This window comes from Amycolatopsis sp. NPDC114504, assembly GCF_055633595.1.
This window is the reverse complement of the sequence record NZ_JBVKDU010000001.1, coordinates 255,958-274,540: the sequence shown is the minus strand read 5'-3', so window position 1 is coordinate 274,540 and position 18,583 is coordinate 255,958. Positions and strand designations below refer to the sequence as shown.

Below are 18,583 nucleotides of genomic sequence, written 5' to 3'. Positions count from 1 at the left end.
TCAGGGGCGTTGCCCCACCTCGTCGACGTAGGTCTTCACCATCACGGCGCTGTCCTCGGTACCGAGGAACTGGTACGTCGTGGCGTCGAAAACCAGCACGATCGGCTGCGCCTTCGGCGAGGAGCCCGGGGGCACCGGAAACCTGATCCCGACGCCCGGGCGGCCGGCGCCGTCGGTGACGTGGTCCAGGGCCGTCAGGCCCGGTACCTTCGCCGCCGCCTCGAACAGCGCCGCGTAGGACGCCGGCTGGAGGACCTGCTCGTAGGCGAGGGTGTAGACGGCCTTGCCGATGTAGGTGGCCCGGCCGTCGCGATCGGCCTCCTTTCCGTAGAGGTAGGCCAGCATCGCGTCGGCCGTCGTCGGCAGGTCCGTCCGGTAGACCGACTCGGGTACGCAGTCTTCGAGCGTCCCTTCCGCGCGCGGGTCGTTCGTGCCGTACATCGGCGCCTTGCCGTTGCGGCAGCCACCTTCCTTGGCGCTGCCGATCAGGCTGTCCCGGGTGCCGTCGACCGAGAGCCAGACCTCGCGGTCGGGGGGAATGGCGTATCCGGTCTTCACGTACAGGAACTGATCCGGGCGCGGCGGCTTGGCCGGCTCCTTCAGGGCGCTGCTCGCCGCTTCGGCCAGCACCTTGACCGGGTCGGCGTGCGCGACGCCGGCGCCGATGCCCACCCGATCGGCCGGCGCGAGCGCGACGACCGCGGTGATCGCCGCGGCCAGGCCGATCGAGGCGCCGGCGGCCCAGAACAGGCGCCGGGACCGGTGCGGCCGTTCGCCGCGGGCCGTGGCCAGCAGCCGCTCCCGGGCCGGGGTGAGGTGCTCCGCCGGCGCGAAGCCGATGGTGTCCGCGCGGTCGCGGATCAGGTCGAGCTCATCCATGGCTGAAGGTCTCCTTCACGAGGTCGAGGGCGCCGAGCTCGGCGCGGACGCGGGTGCGGGCGCGGTTGAGCCGCGATTTCACGGTGCCGACGGGGATGCCCAGCGCTTCGGCGACCTCCTGGTAGCCCAGCCCTTCCGCGGCGACGAGCAGCAGGACGTCCCGCTCGCGCGGGCGCAAGGCGGCCAGCGCCCGGTCGAGGTCCGCGCCCAGCGCCTGGGCACTGACCCGGTCGGCGACCCGGTCGGCGTGGCCGTCGTCCACGGCGGGCGGCCCGACGGCCAGGCGGAGCTTCAGCTCCCGCACTTCGGCCCGCCACCGGCGCGAGACGAGGTTGGTGGCGATGCCGTAGAGCCAGGGCCGGGCGTCCGGCCGCGTGAGGTCGAACTTCGCGCGCTTGCCGAACGCGATGAGGAAGGTGTCCGCGAGGACGTCGTCCGCCGCGGTCGGGCCCAGCCGCCGGACCAGGTAGCGGTGGATGTGCCGGGCGTGGCGGTCGAAGATGACCGCGAACAGGCTCGGCTCCTGCCGCGACCGCGCGATCACGCTCGCGTCGTCGTCGGCTTCGGTGTCTTCCGGGGTCATCGCCCGCCTCTCGCTGCGCAGAGTGTCATCTGCTGTTCTCACCGGTGCGGGAACGGGTTCCGGGATCACGCCCGGTAAGTGACGCAGGTCACGTGCGGTTCCCTGAATGCGAGACGCTCGGTATTCGGAAGGTTACTTTACTAACTGGCGGCCGACTTGTATGGTCGGGTCACCGCCGCCTTCAAGCAGTCCTGGTGAAAACCAGTCAGCTACGGAGGATCCTTTGATAAGACAGGCGATCGCCTCGCGCGCCGAGTCCTTCCCCGCACAGCGCATCCCCGCATCGACGGCCGCCGCTCGGCCGTAACACCGCCGGACGGGTCACGCCGGCGGCCGGCCGCATCCGCGGGTCACCCTTCCCGGACGAGTCACGCACGCCCGATCCCGGCGTGCTCCCACGCGAGCCCGCGGGCTCGACATGTTCGGAGGTTCCCTTGTCACGCAAGAAAACCGTCGCGATCGTGGCCGTCGCCGCGTGCGCCGCGGCCGGTTTCGGCGGCCTGAGCCCGTCGGCCGCGGCACCCGGTCCCGGCGCCCTCACCGCGCTCGACACCTCGGCCGGCAACCGCGCCGCCCCGGTGCCCGGCCTCTACGACTGGAGCAAGGCCGGCTTCCGCGGCGGGCAGAACCTGCCCGGCCCCGACGCGGTCAACCCGAGCGCGAGCTGCACGATCACCGCTGCTCAGCTCGCCACCACCTACAAGGTCAAGCCGGACGACGGCGTCGACGACACCGCCGGCATCCAGACGGCCATCGACAAGATCCACTCGTCGTGCTCGCCCTCGGGCAGCTACACCAAGCTGAGCCTGATCACCTTCCCGGCCGGCACCCTGAACGTCACCCACGAGATCCACGTCGACGCGAACTACCTGATCCTGCGGGGCGCCGGCATGGACAGGACGAAGTTCCTCTTCAAGCCGGACAAGAACACCGAGTACGACGTCGTGACCCCGGACGGCGACCAGTGGGACCAGCACGAGATGACCTACGAGGACGGTTCCGGCGGCTGGCTGTGGCCGGGCCGCGGCCTGTTCCGCGTGCAGTCGCGCGGCGTCGATCCCGGCTACGCCAGTCAGTACAAGAGCGCCCCGGCCAACCGCAAGGACATCTTCGAGGGCACGATCAACGTGCACTGGAAGGCGGGCGCGAAGCTGCGGGAGAAGCCCGGTGACCAGGGCTTCGCGGCGCGGACCGGCGACAGGACCGTCTACCTGGCCACCAGCGCCAAGACCACGAACATGAAGGTCGGCGGCTACATCAACATCCGGGCCGCCAACACGATGAAGTTCTACCAGTCGATGAACGCGGTCCCCACGACCTGGCCGTTGCAGAACCTCCACATGCGCCAGCAGTGGTTCACCATCACCGCCCTCGACACCAAGAACCACACGGTGTCCATCGACAAGCCGCTCGAGTACGACGTGCCGGTCGACTCCACTTCGGACGGTTCGGCCCCGATCGACGGCGCGACCTACGCGTCCAAGGCGTCGCCGATCGTGGATCCGGTCGTCGGGGTCGGCTTCGAGGACTTCTCCTTCACCCAGGACGCCCCGCCCGGGGTCACCCAGGAGCAGGCGAAGGACAACTACGGCAACCTCGCGCCGTCGCTGGCCATGCAGGGCATCGTGTTCAAGTGGGCCGCGAACTCCTGGGTCCGCAACACGCACGCGATCATGACCGGCTCGCACCCGATCGTCACCGAGGAAGCAAAGAACCTCCAGATCGTGAACAACGAGATGGACGGCTCGTGGAACAAGGGCAAGGGCGGCAACGGCTACTTCCGCGGCTCCCGCGTCTGGGACTCGCTCTACGCCGGCAACACCACCCGCGACCTGCGGCACTTCACGTTCCAGTGGTCGGCGTCGGGCAACGTCGTGATCGGCAACGACATCGACTCGGACTTCAACATCCACGGCGGCTACGAACGCAACAACCTGTTCGAGCTGAACACCAACCGGGTGTCCTTCGCCCACCGTTCGGGCAACTGCACCGCCCACTGCGGTGACGAAGGCGGCGACGCCCCGGACGACTCGTCGTGGTTCCCGATCTACTGGTCCACGGGCCAGAAGGCGGTCAAGTGGTCCGGCTCTTCGGGCCCGCGCAACGTCTTCTTCGACAACACCATGACCAAGCAGCTCACCGCCGGCGCGGCGTACACGCCGTACTACCCGGACCACAACCGGATCTACCAGTTCGGCTGGGACGGCACCGCGTTCCACCACCTGGACGTCGGCGGTCGGCCGATCACGGACTGGGCGCACAACGAGCAGCGGGACTACACCGGCGGGCACGGCGTGGACGCGTCGAAGACCAGCACGGCGAAGTCGCTGTTCCTGAAGATCGTGAGCTGACCCGGCGCCTCGCCGTCCCGCACCGGGACGGCGAGGCGTTCAGCATGTGGAACGCGCGCGCGTCCGGGAATAGCTTCGCGAAGATCGGGCTTGACCAGGAACGGACAAGCGCGAGCACGGAGCCACCCCATGAGATTCCAGGTTCTGGACATCCTGCCCCACCTGACCAACCCGGTGACCGGCCGGCTGGTCCGCCCCGACGAGCGTTTCTCCCAGGCGTTGACGTCGGCGCGGTACGCGGAGGAGTTCGGCTTCGACGCCGTCGCGCTCGGTGAACGGCACGCGGGTCACTTCCTGAGCAGCGGCGTCACCGTGCTGCTGGGCGCGATCGCCGCGACGACGAGCCGGGTCCGGATCCAGACCGGCGTCTCTGTCCTGTCGGTGCACGACCCGCTGCGGGTGGCCGAGGACTACGCCACCGTCGACCAGCTCTCGCGCGGCCGGCTCGAGCTGGTGATCGGCAAGGGCAACGAGCTGCGCCAGCTGCCGATGTTCGGCATCACGAACGGCGACCAGTGGGACGCGCTCGCCGAGAAGTACGAGCTGCTGCGCCGGCTCTGGCGCGAAGAGGACGTCACCTGGGAGGGCCGGTTCCGCGGCCCGCTGGCCGAGGTGACCAGCCTGCCCCGCCCGTTCGCCGGCGCGCCGCGGATCTGGCACGGCTCGGCGACCACCGCGACCTCGGCCGAGCTCGCCGCGAAGTGGGGCGACCCGCTCTTCTCGGCCAACGCGATCCAGCCGCGCGACAACTACACCGTCCTGATCGAGCACTACCGCAAGCAGTACGCCGAGCACGGCCACGACCCGCGGTTCGCCTTCGTCGGCGCCGGGGCGGGCTTCCTCTACCTGGCCGACACGACGCAGGAGGCGCGGGAGGCGTCCGGCCCGACCTACGAGAAGATCGTCGCCTTCTTCAACCAGCCCGGGAACCACACGCCGGGCAACGCGATGGAGTTCCCGACCATCGACGACGCGATCGCGCGCGGGCCGGTGCTGGTCGGCAGCCCGCAGCAGATCGCCGAGAAGATCCTGTGGTGGCACGAGGCGTTCGGGCACGACCTGCAGTCCTTCAGCCTGCCGACCATGCTGCCGCACGAGCAGCAGCTCGCCATGCTCGAGCGCTTCGCCGCCGAAGTCGTCCCCGTGGTGCGCGCGGCCGCGCCCACGGCACTCTGGACGGACCAGGACCCGTACGGCGGCCGCCCCGCCGTCCACGGGCGCACCGCCGCCGACGCGGCCGCCACCATCGAAGGAGCCGCGCTGTGACCGGAGATTCCCTGCACTTCAACGCGTTCATCTGGCCGAACGGCTACCACGAGTCCGCGTGGCGGGTCGTCGAGGACGACGTCCGCGGGGTGCTCGGGCTGCCGTACTACGCGAACATCGCGAAGACGGCCGAGCGCGGCCTGATGGACTCGATCTTCCTGGCCGACAACATCGCCATCGCCGAGTACCGCGCCACCCACCTGCCGCAGACGCAGTTCGACCCGATCTCGGTGCTGTCGGCGCTGGCCGCGGTCACCGAGAAGATCGGCCTGATCGGGACGGGCTCGACGACCTACAACAAGCCGTGGGAGCTGGCCCGCCGGTTCGCCACGCTCGATCACCTCAGCGGCGGGCGCGCCGGCTGGAACATCGTCACCACCATCACCTCGCTCGCCGCCGCGAACTTCGGCGAGAAGGCCCACCCCGACCACGCCGACCGGTACGAGCGCGCGCACGAGTTCGTCGACGTCGTCACCCGGTCGTGGGACAGCTGGGACGACGACGCGATCGTCGGCGACCGCGAGAACGGCGTCTGGGCCGACCGCGCCAAGCTGCACGCGCCGCGCTTCCACGGCAAGTTCTACGACGTCGAAGGCGTCTTGCCGTTCCCGCGGTCGCCGCAGGGCCACCCGGTGCTCGTCCAGGCGGGACAGTCGGCCGCCGGGATCGGGCTCGCCGCCCGGTACGCGGAGCTGGTGTTCTCCGGGCCGCCGTCGCTGGAGGCGGCGGTGAAGTTCCGCGCCGAGCTGGATGCCCAGGTCGTCGCGGCGGGCCGGGACCCTCGGCGGGTGCGCGTCCTGCCCGCGCTGATGGTGACCCTCGGTGGCACCGAGGCCGAAGCGAAGGCCGGGGCGGAGCGGCTCGAGGAGCTGGCCAGCCCGGAGTTCCGCTGGCAGAACGCGCTGTACACCGCCGGTCTCGACCCGGACGCGTTCGACCCGGACGCCCCGCTGCCCGCCGAGCTGCGGGCCGAAGGCGGGTCTTCGCGCCTGCAGCAGCTCGCGGCGGCGGCCCGGGAGCGTCCGGACGCCCCGCTGCGCGAGATCGCGGCGGCGATCACCGGGGGAGCCGGGCAGGTCCACTTCGTCGGGACGCCCGAGCAGCTCGCCGACCACGTGCTCACCTGGCAGGACGCCGGCGCGGTCGACGGGTTCACCATCATGGGATCGACGCTGCCCTACGAGCTGACCGCGTTCGTCGACCACGTGGTGCCGATCCTGCAGCGCAAGGGCCGGTACCGCACCGAATACGCGGGCTCGACACTGCGTGAGCACCTCGCTTCGTGAATCCCAGTATGTGGTTTCTGTCGGTGGGTCTGGCTAGGGTCGGAGACCGTCCGATCTTGACTGAGGAGTGTGGGACGTGGGCTGGACCCGGAACATCCGAGTGGCCGCGCTGGTGGCGGTGGCCGCTCTGGGCCTGACGGCGTGCGGCGGTGGGGACGACAAGCCCGCCGCGGCGGGCAAGGGCGGGGCGCCGATCGTCGTCGCGTCCTTCAACTTCACCGACAGCCAGATCCTGGCCGAGATCTACGCGCAGGCCCTGGAAGCCAAGGGCTATCCGGTGACGCGCAAGCTGAACCTGGGCTCGAGGGAACTGATCTACCCGTCGCTGAAGTCAGGTGAGCTGCAGTTCATCCCGGAGTACCAGGGCTCGGCGATCGCCGCCGGGTTCGGCGCGGACCCGGTGAAGGACGCCAAGGGCGAGCACGAGCAGCTGGCGAAGCTGCTCGAGCCGAGCGGCGTCTCGCTGCTGGACTACGCCGCGGCCGAAGACAAGAACACCTACATCGTGAAGGCCGACCTCGCGCAGTCGAAGGGCCTCGCGACCATCGGCGACCTGAAGAAGCTCGACAAGGTCGTCCTGGCCGGTGGCCCGGAGTGCGAGAAGCGGCTGACGTGCTTCAAGGGCTTCACGGACGTCTACAAGCTGACGAACGCGACGTTCCAGACGGTCCAGGAGCTCGGCCCGCGGGCGCAGCAGCTCGACTCCGGCGCGGTCACGGTCATCCCGGTCGACTCGGTGAGCCCGCTGGCCGGCGACCCGAAGTACGTCGCGCTGAAGGACGACCTGGCGATGGTGCCGACCGAGAACGTGGTCCCGGCGGTGACCAAGAAGGTCCTCGACGAGCGCGGCGCGGACTTCACGGCCGCGGTCAACGCGGTGAGCGCGAAGCTCACGACGGAGGGGATGCGCGAGCTGAACAAGCGCGTCGACTCCGAAGGCGAGAAGGCCGCGGACGTGGCGAAGGACTGGCTGGCACAGCAGGGTCTGGCCTGATCCCGGCCTCGGCTCGTGCGGGTTCCGGCCCGCACGAGCCGGGGTGCTTCACCCGGGCGTCTGGCGGGGGTCGTGGCCGTCCGCGGCCGGCCGCCGCTGACCGGAAGTTACGCGGACGCCCTGCTCAAGGCGTTCCGCCCGAGCTGAAGCTGACCCGGCCCAGCAGCTCCTCCACCAGATCCGGCAGTGACCGCTCCGCCGAATCCTCCAGCCACAGCACACTCGCCGTCCGCACGGCCGCGAGGAACGTCGCCGTCATCAGACGCGCCAATGCCTCGTCGAGGTCGTGCCCCCGGGCGACCAGCACCGCGGCCAGGTCCCGTTCCAACGTGATCTGGTCGCCGGCCTGCTGCGCGAGCAGCGACGGGTGCCGCCGCAGCAACCGCAGCTGCGCCACCCACTCCCGATCCGGGACCTCCCGCCCGTGGTACAGCTCGCGGCTGGCCTTCCGCAGCGCCTGCCACGGCTGCTCCTCCGCCGGCCGGCCGGACACCAGGGACACCAGCATGCCCGTCCGCTCGCGGTCGGCGTGCAGGATCGCGTCTTCCTTGTTCGTGAAGTAGTTCGAGAACGTCCGGCGGGACACGCCGACCGCGTCGGCGATGTCCTCGACCGTCACGCCGTCCAGCCCGCGCTCCATCGCCAGGTGCAGCGCGGCCTCGTGCAACGACTGCCGCGTCGCCGCCTTCTTGCGGGTGCGGAGCGTGTCGAGGGTGTCCATGCGACCCAGCGTAGCGACCGGGGAATAGATTGCCCATTGTGCAAGTTTGCCCAGTGGGCAATGATGGTCCGGAACGTGCGAAGGGATCCCATGAAGTCCGAAACAACCGGCTCGTCCGGGTCGATGCGGCACCGCGAGGTGCTCGAGTCCCTGTCCGGGCTGCTGCTCGCGCTGTTCGTGGCCATGATCAGCTCGACCGTCGTGTCGACGTCGCTGCCGCTGATCATCGGCTCGCTGAACGGCAGCCAGACGCAGTACACCTGGGTCGTCACGGCCACCCTGCTGGCCGCCACGGCCACCACCCCGATCTGGGGCAAGCTCGCCGACCTGTTCAACAAGAAGACGCTGGTCCAGGTCGCGATCGTGATCTTCGTGGCCGGGTCGATGATCAGCGGGTTCAGCCAGGACACCGGGCAGCTGATCGCCGCGCGGGCGTTCCAGGGCATCGGCGTCGGCGGCCTGCAGGCGCTGGTCCAGGTCGTGATCGCCGCGATCATCCCGCCGCGGGAACGCGGCCGCTACAACGGCTACCTCGGCGCCGTCATGGCCGTCGCGACGGTCGGTGGCCCGCTGCTCGGCGGCCTCATCGTCGACGTGCCGTGGCTCGGCTGGCGCTGGTGCTTCTTCGTCGGCGTGCCGATCGCGGTGCTCGCGTTCGTCGTGCTGCAGCGCACGCTGAAGCTGGAGACCGTCCGCCGCGAGAACGTCCGCGTCGACTACGTCGGCGCCGGTCTCATCGCCGCCGGTGTGAGCGTCCTGCTCATCTGGGTGTCCTTCGTGGGCAACACCTTCGACTGGCTGTCGTGGCCGACCGCCGTCATGGTCGCGGCCGGGATCGTGCTGCTCGCGGTCGCCGTGGTGGTGGAGAAGAAGGTCCGCGAACCCGTGGTGCCGCTGCACATCGTCGTCCAGCGGACACCCGCGCTGGCGATCGTCGCGAGCCTCGCGGTGGGCATGGCGATGTTCGGCGGCGCGGTGTTCCTCGGCCAGTACTTCCAGATCGGCCGCGGGTACACGCCCACCGAAGCCGGCCTGCTGACCATGCCGCTGATGGCTGGCGTGCTCGTGTCCTCGACGGTGTCCGGACGCCTGATCAGCCGCACCGGGAAGATCAAGCCGTACATCGTCTCCGGCGCGGTGATCCTCGTGCTCGGCTTCCTCGGGCTGGGCACGGTCCACCACGCGACGCCACTGTGGATCGTCGGCATCGCGATGGCGGTCGTCGGCATCGGTGTCGGCATGACGATGCAGAACCTCGTGCTGGCCGTGCAGAACGACGTCCCGCTGCGCGACCTCGGCGCGGCGAGCGCGTCGGTGACGTTCTTCCGGTCGCTCGGCGGCACGATCGGCGTCTCGGTGCTCGGCGCGGTGCTGGCGAACCGCGTCTCCGCCGACCTCGCCGCGGCGCTGCACGTGCCGGCCGGGCAGGCGTCGACCGGCGGGGTCAGCGCGCTGAACCTCAAGGCGCTGCCGCCGCAGGTGCAGGCGGTGGTGCACACCGTCTACGGCGACGCGACCGCGCACATCTTCCTGATCTCCGCGGCGGTGGCCGTCGTCGGGGTGATCGCGGCCCTGTTCCTGAAGCCGATCACGTTGCGCACCACCATCGACGTGGCGGAGAAGACCGATGAGCCGGTTTCCGGCGCAGTAGCGCGCTAGGGGAGACGACGATGGGCGGCCCCGGAGCCTTCGAGTCCACTGTGGAGCGGTTCGGCCCGCGCCGCGAAGTCCCGGCGCGGGCCATCCTGGCCGGCATCGACGGCACGGACACGGCCATGCGGGCGGCGGCGTTCGCCTTCGGCATGGCACGCCGCCAGGGCAGCCGGCTCATCGTCGTCTTCGTGGCGTGCCCGGCACCGCTGGCCCCGCTCCGCCCGGCGGTGGCCACGGTGCTGGAACACGACACGGCGACGCACCTCTACGCCGAACTGCGTGACCAGATGCGTGACGCGGCCGAGGAACTCCGCGTGGCGGTGACGCTGGTCAAGACGTTCGGAGACCCGTACACGGCCTTGCGCGACACGGCCGACCGCTGCCAGGCCGACACCGTCGTGGTCGGCGCGTCCCAGAAGGCGGGCCACCGCTTCGCGGGTTCGGTCGCGACGAAACTCATCCGGGCGGGTCACTGGCCGGTGCTGGTGGTTCCCTAACCGTTCGAGTGACAGGGAAAAGCGCGCGACGGCGCTAGCCTCGAACGATGAAACGATCTTGGGGAGTTCTGGTCGTCGCCCTGCTCACCCTGGTGTCGCTGTCGGTCCCGGCCGCCGCGTCGACCCGCTCGGACGTCTTCTGCCGCGGCAACGCGGTGGGGTTCCCCGGGAAGTGGGGCGCGGTGTCCAAACCGTGCAGCTTCACCAGCCCGCCGCAGTGGCGCGGGTACATCGAGGTCACGTGGTTCGTGGAGGCGGGCACGCAGCAGCGCGGCTGCGTGGACGGCCGGATGGGCAGCGTCCGCCAGCCCCGCCCGTGGGAGTCCCTCGGCTGCGGCAAGGGAGCCACGGGACGGGTGAGCTGGCCCGCGAACACGTTGTCGCTGCTGGAGATCCGGGTCAAGAGCGTCAACGTCGGGCTCGCGATGGTCACCTACGAGATCTGAGCGTCCCGGTAGCGGCCGGCGAGTTCCGTGCGCTGGCCCGCGAAAGCGGCGAGGTCGGCCCGGAACACGGCGTCGAGGAGGCCCGTGTCCTCGACACCGGGGGCGCAGACGACCTCGCCGAGCTCCAGGCCGCGCAGCGAGGCGGACACGACGTCGGCCGCACTCATCCGCGGGATCGCGCTCAGGTCCAGGCCTTGGCGCTCGTGGAACTCCGTCGCGACGACGCCGGGGCACACCACCTGGACCTGGACACCGGTGCCTTCGAGCTCGGCGCTCAGCGTCTGCGACAGCGTGACCAGGTGGGCCAGGGAGCCGGCGTAGACGGCGCGCCGCGGCATCTGCGAGTGGGGCGCCGGACCGCTGAAGGCGATCATGCCCGCGACGTTGACGATGGCACCCCGGCCGCGTTCCTGCATGCCGGCGACGGCGGCGCGCGCGAGCATCGTGGGGGCGAGCACCTTGACCTTGACCAGTTCGCGGGCCTTGTCGGCGGGCAGGTCGGCCAGCGGCATGTAGTGCGCGACGCCGGCGTTGTTGACGAGCAGGTCGAGCGGCTCGGTGGCGGCGATCTCCGCGACGGCGTCGATGCCGTCATCGGTGGAGAGATCGGCGGCGACGGCACGGACCTTGACCTCGGGGTGGGCGGCGGCGAACTCGTCGAGGCGTTCCTGCCGCCGTCCGACGAGCACGAGGTCGTGACCATCGGCGGCCAGACGGTCGGCGAACGCCCGGCCGATCCCGGAGGTGGCGCCGGTGACGAGTGCGAGCTTGCTCATGCGTGGTTGTCCTGTTCGGTGGTCGTACGGGTGGTGGCGGCGGGCAGGCTCGCGGAGCCGAGGAGGGCCAGCTTGTCGGCGGCGTCGGTGCCGGGATCGGGGTGGTAGACGGCGAGCACGAGTCCCGGGGCCTCGCTGACGAGCAGCTTTTCCCGGTTCAGCACCAGTTCGCCGACGACGGGGTGGTCGAACCGCACGGTCGCACCCCGCCGGTTCGCGACGTCATGACGCGCCCAGAGTTCACGGAACCGGGGGCTGGCCAGGGAAAGCTCGCCGACGAGCTCGATGAACCGTGGGTCACTGGTTTCGGTGCCGACTGACTGCCGGAAGCCGGCGACGAGTCCTCGTGTGGCGAGCTCCCATTCGGGGAAGAGCGCTTGCTCGGCGGGATCGAGGAAGACATCCCGCAGCCGGTTGGCGCCGACGACAAGCCGGGGCGAGACGGCCGCGGCGAGCGGGTTGGCGGCCAGCACGTCGAGGTACCGGCCTTCGACGAACGCGGGAAGTGGGAGTGCCGCGAGGAACTTGACGATGCTCGGCGGGACGGTCTCCTTCCGCCGCCGCGGGCGCCGGGGTTTCGCCTCGGCGAGGCTGATGAGGTAGGCCGTGGTGTCGTCGTCGAGCTGCAGTACGCGGGCCAGGGATTCGAGGACCGACCTGGACGGGTTGCGGTCGCGGCCTTGTTCGAGACGGAGGTAGTAGTCGGCACTGATGCCGGCCAGCATGGCGACTTCTTCCCGCCGCAGCCCGGGAACCCGCCGCACACCGGCGACGGTGAGGCCGGCCTGCGCGGGGGTGAGCAGCTCCCGGCGGGCGCGGAGGTGGTCGCCCAGGAGGTTCGGCTCGGTGGTCATGCTTTCGACTGTAGGTCGGGTCGGGGGGTTGTGCCTGGTCCTGTCACTCCCAGGAGTGCGGGGGCTCTGTTTCCGGAGATGCGAGTTGTTCGGATACCCCGGAATCCCGCATCCGGCGGTTCGCCTCACCCAGCCCATCGGCCAGCACCCGCAGCTGCTCCGGAGTCAATACATCCACCAGCAGCTCACGAACCAACCCGACATACCCCGCCTCCGCCGCCGTGACCCGGGAGACGCCCTCCTCCGTCAGCACCGCGTAAACCGCCCGCACATCACCAGGGCAAGTCCGCCGCTGAACCAGCCCCGCCCGCTCCAGCTGCCCGACCTGATACGTCAACCCACTCTTGGACCCACCCACCGCGCACGCCAGCGAAGCCATCCGCAGCTCCCGCTCCGGGGCCGACGCCAACCGGGCCAGGATCTCGTACTGCAGGTGCGACAACCCCGACTCGCGCTTGAGGTGGTGGTCCATGCGCTGGTGCAGCAGGGCGTACGTCGTGCGCAACGCGGTCCATGCTCGCTGCTGCTCCGCACTCAACCCGCCCATGTTTCCCACCATAGTTCAAATTCGAACCTCCAAGGACCCGGGCTGTTAGTGTCGACACGTCGGTATTCGGCCGGAGCCCCACCGTGGAGTCGTGTGTCCGAGGCGTTGACCTTCGATCCCGGGGCCGCTGCCCGGGTGCGGCTGTGCAGCCGCCGGGACAACGGCTGGTCCGGTGTGCTCGTGCGGCTGCTGGACAACGCCGAGGAAGCCGAGCTCGACCTGCCGCCCGTCGGTGATCAGACGATCGTGCTGGTCACTCAGGGGACCACCACCATCGAGTCGTCGCACGGCTCGCGCTGGCGGCGGGCGGGCTACCGGCCCGGCTCGATCGGGATGACCGCGCCCGGGCATCCGACGCGGATCCGCTGGTGCGGAACGGATCGGCTGCAAACGACGCATGTGCACCTTCCCGGAGCGCTGATCGACCGCACCGCCCTCGAGCTCTGGGGCCGGGACGCCACCCGGCTCGGCCGGCCGGACACGCTCGCCGTCGAGGACCCCGTTCTCGCGTCCGTCATGGAAGGGCTCAAAGCCGCCGCCCTCGCCGGGGCCGACGAGCTCTACGCCGAGTCGGCCGCCACCTTCCTCGCCGTCCACCTGCTGACCCGCCACGGTGAAGCGCCCACACCGCGTGAACTCGGACGCGACGAGCTGCGGACGCGGCGAGCGGTGCAGTTCATCCGGGAGAACCACCACCTTCCGCTGAGCCTGGGGGACATGGCGGCCGCGGCGGAGCTGAGCCCGTTTCACTTCCTGCGCGTCTTCAAGACGGCGACCGGCCAGACGCCGTACCGGTTCCTGACCCGCGTGCGGGTCGAACGGGCCTGCCGGCACCTGGAACGCGGCGAGCTCTCCGTCACGGAAATCGCGCAGACGTGCGGATTCGCGACGCCGTCGCGGTTCGCTTCGGCGTTCCGGGCCCAAATCGGACTCTCGCCTTCCGGATACCGGGCGACCGTGCGGCACCAGCAATAAACGACCGCCCGGCAGCAACCACGGGAAAGCGCTCCCGCCCCGCGCGGGGCTAGCGTCGCCGGGTGTCCACTCCAGAAACCACCGTCGAAGCGACCGTGAACGGCGAGGCCGTCCGGCTCGAGCTCGACCCGCGGGAGTCGCTGCTCGACGTGCTGCGGGAACGGCTCGGCCTGACCGGCACCAAGAAGGGCTGCGACCAGGGCCACTGCGGCGCGTGCACCGTCCACCTCGACGGGCGGCGCGTGGTCTCCTGCCTGACCCCCGCCGTGCAGGCCGCCGGGCAGAACGTCACCACCATCGAAGGCGTAGCCGGCCCCGGCGGCGCGCTGCACCCCCTCCAGCAGGCCTTCGTCGACCACGACGCGCTGCAGTGCGGCTACTGCACGCCCGGCCAGATCATGTCCGGCCTCGCCTGCATCGCCGAAGGCCACACGGCCGACGACGACCAGATCCGTGAGTACCTGAGCGGCAACCTCTGCCGCTGCGGGGCCTACGTCGGCATCGTCGCCGCGGTCCGCCAAGCCGCCGAAGCAACCAGGGAGGGCTGATGCGTCCCTTCGCCTACGTCGCGCCCGGCAGCGTCGCCGACGCCGTCGACGCCCTCCGTGACGCCGCGCCCGGCACCAAGGTGCTCGCCGGCGGCACGACGCTCTACGACCTCATGAAGCTCGGCATCGAGACCCCGCCCGTCGTCGTCGACGTGCACCGGCTGCCCGAGCTGACCACCATCGAGACCGGCGCGGACGAGCTGGTCTTCGGCGCCGGGGCCCGGATGGCCGACGTCGCCGACCACCCGGTCGTCCGCGACGAGTACCCGGCCCTGTCCGAATCGCTCTGGCGGGCCGCGTCGCAGCAGCTGCGGAACATGGCCAGCGTCGGCGGGAACCTGTTGCAGCGCACCCGGTGCGGCTACTTCCGCGGCGGCCCGGAGTTCCCGTGCAACAAGCGCGAGCCCGGCTCCGGCTGCGCCGCGCTCGAGGGTCACGACCGCACCCACGCGCTGCTCGGCGCGAGCGACGCGTGCATCGCGACCTACCCCGGTGACTGGGCCATCGCGCTGCTCGCCTTCGACGCGGTCGTCGACGTCGTCGGCCCTCGCGGCGAGCGCACGGTTCCCCTGGCGGAACTGCACGTCGAGCCGGGCGACGACCCGACGCGCGAGCACACGCTCGACCCCGACGAGCTGATCCTGCGGATCCGCGTCCCGGCGACGCCCGCCGGCCGCGGCTCCACCTACCTGAAGATCCGCGACCGCGAGTCCTACGCCTTCGCGCTCGCCTCGGCCGCGGTCGCGCTGACCGTCGAGGACGGCGTCATCGGGGACTGCCGGATCGCGCTCGGTGGCGTCGCCACCCGCCCGTGGCGCGCCGAAGACGCCGAACGGACCCTGCGGGGAGCGCCGCTGACGCCCGAGGCCGCCCGCCACGCCGGGGAGGTCGCGTTCGCCGGCGCGCGGCCCGGCACCTCCAACGGATTCCGGGTCGAGCTGGGCATCCGCACCGTCGCCGACGCGGTGCGCATCGCCGCGGAAAGGGCCTCCCGATGACCGACACACGCCGGGTGGACGCCCACGAAAAGGTCACCGGCCAGGCCGTCTACGGGACCGACCGCGTTCCCGATGGCGTCGTCTACGCGACGCTCGCGGTGGCCCGGATCGGCCGCGGCCGGGTGTCCCGTGTGGACACCGCCGCGGCGGAAGCCGTGCCGGGCGTCCTGCTCACCGTCACCCGCTTCGACGCCGACGAGCTGCGCGGCGCCGGGTTCATCATGGGCGGCGGGTTCTCCTTCCAGAGCCTGCAGCCGCTGCTGGACGACCACATCGCCTACCGCGGCCAGCCGATCGCCCTGGTCGTCGCGGAGACCTTGGTCGCCGCGACCGAGGCGGCCGAGCTCGTCACCGCCGAGTACGACACCGAGCCCTTCGCCGTCCACCTCGGCGCCGAGGGCGCGACCACCCTCGTCCAGGAAGAAGCGATCCCGCTGCCGTTCCTGGCCGACATCAAGGTCGGCGACGCCGACGCGGCCGTCGACGCGAGCCCGGTCCGGATCGACAGCACCTACGAGTACGCGGCGCAGCACGCCGTGCCGATGGAGCTGAACGGCGCCGTCGTCGAGTGGCGGGGCGACACGCTCGTCGTGCACGAAGGCACCCAGAACGCGGCCGCCCTCCGGCACGGGCTCGCCGAGCAGCTCGGCATCGACGCGGCCGACATCGAGGTGCGCTCGCCGTACGTCGGCGGCGGCTTCGGCCAGAAGAACTCGCTCCAGCCGCACCTCGGCCCGCTGGCCCTGGTGGCGCGACGCCTCGGGCGGCCGGTCAAGCTCGTGCTGGCGCGCACCCAGACGTTCCACAACGGGAGCTTCCGCCCGGCCACCCGCCACCGCGTCCGCCTCGGCGCGGACGCGTCCGGCAAGATCCTCGCCGCCGTCCACGAGGTCGACCAGCAGACGTCCCGGCACGACCTGTTCCCGGCGATGCACACCGAGGTGACGTCGCGGCTCTACGGCTTCCCGGCGTTCCGCGGCCGGCACCGCCTCGTCCAGACCGACGTGCAGACGCCGGGCTACATGCGGGCGCCGTTCGAGAGCTCGGCGATGTTCGCCTTCGAGTCGGCCGTCGACGAGCTGGCGTACGCCACCGGGCAGGACCCGGTCGCGCTGCGGCTGGCCAACGACACGATGACCGACCCGGTGACCGGACGGCCGTTCTCCACCCGGTTCCTCGCCGAGTGCCTCCGCCGCGGCGCCGGAGAGTTCGGCTGGGCGGACCGGAACCCGGAGCCCGGCTCGATGCGGGCCGACGACGGCTCGCTGGTCGGCTGGGGCGTCGCCGCGGGCACCTACCCGGGCAGCATCGTGCCCGCGGTCGCGTATCTGACCGCCGGGGCCGACGGCCGCGTCACGGTCGGCGTCGACGGCCACGAAATGGGCCAGGGCATCCGGTCGGCGATCGCGCTGCTCGTGGCCCGCGATCTCGGCATCCCGCCGCACGACGTCGAAGTGCGGGTCGGCGACACCCGGTTCGCGGCGCAGCACCTCACCGCGGGTTCGTGGGGGACGGCGAGCGCGTTGCCGGCTGTCCACTCCGGACTGCGGGAGCTGCGCAAGCACCTCAACGCCGCCGACACGGGCGAGGTCGACGTCGCCGCGGCCGTCGAACGTGCCGGGCACCCGGTCGAGGTCGAGGCGAGCGCGCTCGGCCCCGGCCAGCCGCCCGAAGCGCTCGACCAGGCGAAGGCCGGGCACCTGGCCATCTCCGGACCGGTGTTCCCCGAGTTCAGCACGTTCAGCTGGGTCGCCCACTTCGTCGAGGTCCGCGTCGAGCCGACGACGTGCCGGATCCGCGTGCCGCGCGTGGTCAGCGTCGTCGACTGCGGCCGGGTGGCCAGCCCGGTGACCGCGGCGAGCCAGGTGCGCGGCGCCGTGGTGTGGGGCATCGGCGGGGCGCTGCGCGAGGAGAGCCTGGCCGACGACCGGTTCGGCGGCTTCCTCAACTCGACGCTCGAGGAGTACCCGATCATGGTCAACGCCGACGTCCACCGCATCGACGTCGCGTTCGTGGACGAGCCGGACCTGCTGTTCAACCCGGTCGGGGTGAAGGGGCTCGGCGAGGTCGCGATGGTCGGGGTCGCGGCGGCCGTGGCGAACGCCGTCCACCACGCGACCGGGAAGCGCCACCACCGGCTGCCGATCCGCCTCGATGACGTCCTCTGACCAGCTCGCGGACGATCGCCCGGCGGTCTGCAAGCCGGACGCGCTCACGCCCGAGGCCTTGGCCGATGCCCGGCGGAACCAGCCGCGCCGGGCGCTCATCGGGCTGGCGTTCGTTTTGCCGGTGGCCGCGCTGCTCGCGGTCGGCGCGGGCGGCCCGGCTCGCTCGCTGGAGGTGCTCGGGCCGCCGGTGACGTTCGCGCTGCCGATCGTCGCGATGATCGCGTTCTGGTGGGAGGACTGGCCGGGCAGCCTGCTGCGCGCCGGCTGGTCCGGCCTGTCCGACACGGCGCTCGTCGTGGCCGGGGGAGCGGCGCTGACGCTGCTCGGGCTGGCCGTCACCGGGACGGCGGCGGTGCCGCTGGCCGCGGGCATCTTCACGCTGATGCTGCAGCTGACCCTGGTCGGGGAAGGGTGGCCGCTGCGCGGGCGCGGCTCACGCTGGCCGGGTGTCGCGGCCCTGGCGGTGTGCTGGGTCGCGGGACTGGCCGCGTACCTGGGTCTCGTCCGCACCGGCCTGGTGCCGGGCGAGGACTACGGTGCCTTCTTCGCGGTGCTGGGCGCCTGGCAGATGGTCTGGTACGTGGCGCTGCGCGGCTGGCCGTTCGCCCGCATCAGGCGGCGCGCGGTCCGCCTGGCGACGGCACACGCGGTGGTCGTCGCCTGCGCCGGGATCACGTACGCGGTGGCGCCGCCGGATCGGCTCGCGCCGGTCTCGGGTGCGGCCATCGCGTCGGTGCTCGTGGTCGCGATGCTGTTCGAGGCGTGGCCCGCGATCCGGCTGACCCCGCTGCCAGGCCGCAGTCTGGTCTTGGTGCTGGTGGTGCTGCTGACCGCGGCGCTGGCGGCCGGACTACCGCTGGTCGCGCGCCGGGCCGGGGTACCGGAACCGATGGTCGCGGGGTGGACCACCCACACGACGTTGAACGCGCTCAGCCTCGCGGTGATCCTGCACGTGGCGGTCTGGCGGCGGTGGCCCGCTTCAGCGTCGTGACCCCACGGTGGCCAGCTGCTCGGTGATCTCCGCGAGCAGCTGGGAAGCCG

At 71.4% G+C, this 18,583-nt stretch carries 18 protein-coding genes; 12 read left to right on the top strand and 6 right to left on the bottom strand.

Translation table 11 applies throughout. The annotated features are described in order from the left end of the window. Positions 1–879, bottom strand: coding sequence for a CU044_5270 family protein (locus tag ACZ7PG_RS01335; protein ID WP_470237093.1), 879 nt, complete (start codon positions 877–879; stop codon positions 1–3). After that, positions 872–1,462 (bottom strand): RNA polymerase sigma factor, encoded by a 591-nt coding sequence (locus tag ACZ7PG_RS01330; protein WP_470237092.1) that lies wholly within the window; start codon positions 1,460–1,462, stop codon positions 872–874. Before ACZ7PG_RS01330 ends, ACZ7PG_RS01335 begins: the two co-directional genes overlap by 8 nt. 434 nt (positions 1,463–1,896) lie before the next feature. On the opposite strand from ACZ7PG_RS01330, the gene ACZ7PG_RS01325 reads away from it, so the two are divergent. The 4 genes from ACZ7PG_RS01325 (at position 1,897) to ACZ7PG_RS01310 (ending at position 7,359) form a co-directional block, all read left to right on the top strand. Beyond that, entirely contained in the window at positions 1,897–3,813 is a 1,917-nt protein-coding gene (locus tag ACZ7PG_RS01325; protein ID WP_470237091.1) for a hypothetical protein, read from the top strand. A 129-nt stretch (positions 3,814–3,942) separates the two neighbouring features. Beyond that, positions 3,943–5,079: an LLM class flavin-dependent oxidoreductase gene (locus ACZ7PG_RS01320; RefSeq protein WP_470237090.1), complete on the top strand. Its 1,137-nt coding sequence runs from the start codon at positions 3,943–3,945 to the stop codon at positions 5,077–5,079. After that, positions 5,076–6,365: an LLM class flavin-dependent oxidoreductase gene (locus ACZ7PG_RS01315; RefSeq protein ID WP_470237089.1), complete on the top strand. Its 1,290-nt coding sequence runs from the start codon at positions 5,076–5,078 to the stop codon at positions 6,363–6,365. The genes ACZ7PG_RS01320 and ACZ7PG_RS01315 overlap by 4 nt, the downstream gene beginning before the upstream one ends. Before the next feature lie 76 nt (positions 6,366–6,441). Continuing rightward, positions 6,442–7,359, top strand: coding sequence for an ABC transporter substrate-binding protein (locus tag ACZ7PG_RS01310; RefSeq protein ID WP_470237088.1), 918 nt, complete (start codon positions 6,442–6,444; stop codon positions 7,357–7,359). 124 nt (positions 7,360–7,483) lie between these two features. Here the strand turns inward: ACZ7PG_RS01310 and ACZ7PG_RS01305 are convergent, their stop codons facing one another. After that, positions 7,484–8,080: a TetR/AcrR family transcriptional regulator gene (locus ACZ7PG_RS01305; protein WP_470237087.1), complete on the bottom strand. Its 597-nt coding sequence runs from the start codon at positions 8,078–8,080 to the stop codon at positions 7,484–7,486. A gap of 90 nt (positions 8,081–8,170) precedes the next feature. Here ACZ7PG_RS01305 and ACZ7PG_RS01300 point away from each other — a divergent pair, with 90 nt between their 5' ends. The 3 genes from ACZ7PG_RS01300 to ACZ7PG_RS01290 are packed head-to-tail and all read left to right on the top strand — an operon-like array spanning position 8,171 to position 10,676. Continuing rightward, positions 8,171–9,739: an MDR family MFS transporter gene (locus ACZ7PG_RS01300; protein ID WP_470237086.1), complete on the top strand. Its 1,569-nt coding sequence runs from the start codon at positions 8,171–8,173 to the stop codon at positions 9,737–9,739. Between the two features lie 11 nt (positions 9,740–9,750). Further along, on the top strand, positions 9,751–10,230 hold the full coding sequence (locus ACZ7PG_RS01295; RefSeq protein WP_470237085.1) for a universal stress protein: 480 nt from the start codon (positions 9,751–9,753) through the stop codon (positions 10,228–10,230). A gap of 47 nt (positions 10,231–10,277) precedes the next feature. Next, a complete protein-coding gene (locus tag ACZ7PG_RS01290) occupies positions 10,278–10,676 on the top strand; it encodes a hypothetical protein (protein ID WP_470237084.1) in 399 nt (132 codons plus the stop codon). Here ACZ7PG_RS01290 and ACZ7PG_RS01285 read toward each other — a convergent pair. From ACZ7PG_RS01285 to ACZ7PG_RS01275, 3 genes are read right to left on the bottom strand one after another with little or no spacing between them, the layout of a single operon-like run. Further along, a complete protein-coding gene (locus tag ACZ7PG_RS01285) occupies positions 10,664–11,452 on the bottom strand; it encodes an SDR family NAD(P)-dependent oxidoreductase (RefSeq protein WP_470237083.1) in 789 nt (262 codons plus the stop codon). The two genes, ACZ7PG_RS01290 and ACZ7PG_RS01285, sit on opposite strands and share 13 nt — an antisense overlap. Next, positions 11,449–12,306, bottom strand: coding sequence for a helix-turn-helix domain-containing protein (locus ACZ7PG_RS01280; RefSeq protein WP_470237082.1), 858 nt, complete (start codon positions 12,304–12,306; stop codon positions 11,449–11,451). The genes ACZ7PG_RS01285 and ACZ7PG_RS01280 overlap by 4 nt, the downstream gene beginning before the upstream one ends. 43 nt (positions 12,307–12,349) lie before the next feature. Beyond that, entirely contained in the window at positions 12,350–12,853 is a 504-nt protein-coding gene (locus ACZ7PG_RS01275; protein ID WP_470237081.1) for a MarR family winged helix-turn-helix transcriptional regulator, read from the bottom strand. Positions 12,854–12,946: 93 nt separating this feature from the next. Here ACZ7PG_RS01275 and ACZ7PG_RS01270 point away from each other — a divergent pair, with 93 nt between their 5' ends. The 5 genes from ACZ7PG_RS01270 (at position 12,947) to ACZ7PG_RS01250 (ending at position 18,533) form a co-directional block, all read left to right on the top strand. Further along, a complete protein-coding gene (locus ACZ7PG_RS01270) occupies positions 12,947–13,828 on the top strand; it encodes a helix-turn-helix domain-containing protein (RefSeq protein WP_470237080.1) in 882 nt (293 codons plus the stop codon). Between the two features lie 62 nt (positions 13,829–13,890). Next, on the top strand, positions 13,891–14,376 hold the full coding sequence (locus ACZ7PG_RS01265) for a (2Fe-2S)-binding protein (protein ID WP_470237079.1): 486 nt from the start codon (positions 13,891–13,893) through the stop codon (positions 14,374–14,376). Next, positions 14,376–15,374, top strand: a complete 999-nt coding sequence (locus tag ACZ7PG_RS01260) for an FAD binding domain-containing protein (protein ID WP_470237078.1) — start codon at positions 14,376–14,378, stop codon at positions 15,372–15,374. The genes ACZ7PG_RS01265 and ACZ7PG_RS01260 overlap by 1 nt, the downstream gene beginning before the upstream one ends. Then, positions 15,371–17,542, top strand: a complete 2,172-nt coding sequence (locus ACZ7PG_RS01255; RefSeq protein WP_470237077.1) for a xanthine dehydrogenase family protein molybdopterin-binding subunit — start codon at positions 15,371–15,373, stop codon at positions 17,540–17,542. The genes ACZ7PG_RS01260 and ACZ7PG_RS01255 overlap by 4 nt, the downstream gene beginning before the upstream one ends. Next, on the top strand, positions 17,529–18,533 hold the full coding sequence (locus ACZ7PG_RS01250) for a hypothetical protein (RefSeq protein ID WP_470237076.1): 1,005 nt from the start codon (positions 17,529–17,531) through the stop codon (positions 18,531–18,533). Before ACZ7PG_RS01255 ends, ACZ7PG_RS01250 begins: the two co-directional genes overlap by 14 nt. Positions 18,534–18,583: the final 50 nt, after the last annotated feature.

Excerpts from the sequence above, each read along its gene's own strand:
- ACZ7PG_RS01300 (WP_470237086.1), top strand. The coding sequence starts at position 8,171 with ATGAAGTCCGAAACAACCGGCTCGTCCGGGTCGATGCGGCACCGCGAG.
- ACZ7PG_RS01285 (WP_470237083.1), bottom strand. The coding sequence starts at position 11,452 with ATGAGCAAGCTCGCACTCGTCACCGGCGCCACCTCCGGGATCGGCCGG.
- ACZ7PG_RS01305 (WP_470237087.1), bottom strand. The coding sequence starts at position 8,080 with ATGGACACCCTCGACACGCTCCGCACCCGCAAGAAGGCGGCGACGCGG.
- ACZ7PG_RS01320 (WP_470237090.1), top strand. The coding sequence starts at position 3,943 with ATGAGATTCCAGGTTCTGGACATCCTGCCCCACCTGACCAACCCGGTG.
- ACZ7PG_RS01335 (WP_470237093.1), bottom strand. The coding sequence starts at position 879 with ATGGATGAGCTCGACCTGATCCGCGACCGCGCGGACACCATCGGCTTC.
- ACZ7PG_RS01295 (WP_470237085.1), top strand. The coding sequence starts at position 9,751 with ATGGGCGGCCCCGGAGCCTTCGAGTCCACTGTGGAGCGGTTCGGCCCG.
- ACZ7PG_RS01250 (WP_470237076.1), top strand. The coding sequence starts at position 17,529 with ATGACGTCCTCTGACCAGCTCGCGGACGATCGCCCGGCGGTCTGCAAG.
- ACZ7PG_RS01275 (WP_470237081.1), bottom strand. The coding sequence starts at position 12,853 with ATGGGCGGGTTGAGTGCGGAGCAGCAGCGAGCATGGACCGCGTTGCGC.
- ACZ7PG_RS01255 (WP_470237077.1), top strand. The coding sequence starts at position 15,371 with ATGACCGACACACGCCGGGTGGACGCCCACGAAAAGGTCACCGGCCAG.
- ACZ7PG_RS01260 (WP_470237078.1), top strand. The coding sequence starts at position 14,376 with ATGCGTCCCTTCGCCTACGTCGCGCCCGGCAGCGTCGCCGACGCCGTC.
- ACZ7PG_RS01290 (WP_470237084.1), top strand. The coding sequence starts at position 10,278 with ATGAAACGATCTTGGGGAGTTCTGGTCGTCGCCCTGCTCACCCTGGTG.
- ACZ7PG_RS01280 (WP_470237082.1), bottom strand. The coding sequence starts at position 12,306 with ATGACCACCGAGCCGAACCTCCTGGGCGACCACCTCCGCGCCCGCCGG.
- ACZ7PG_RS01330 (WP_470237092.1), bottom strand. The coding sequence starts at position 1,462 with ATGACCCCGGAAGACACCGAAGCCGACGACGACGCGAGCGTGATCGCG.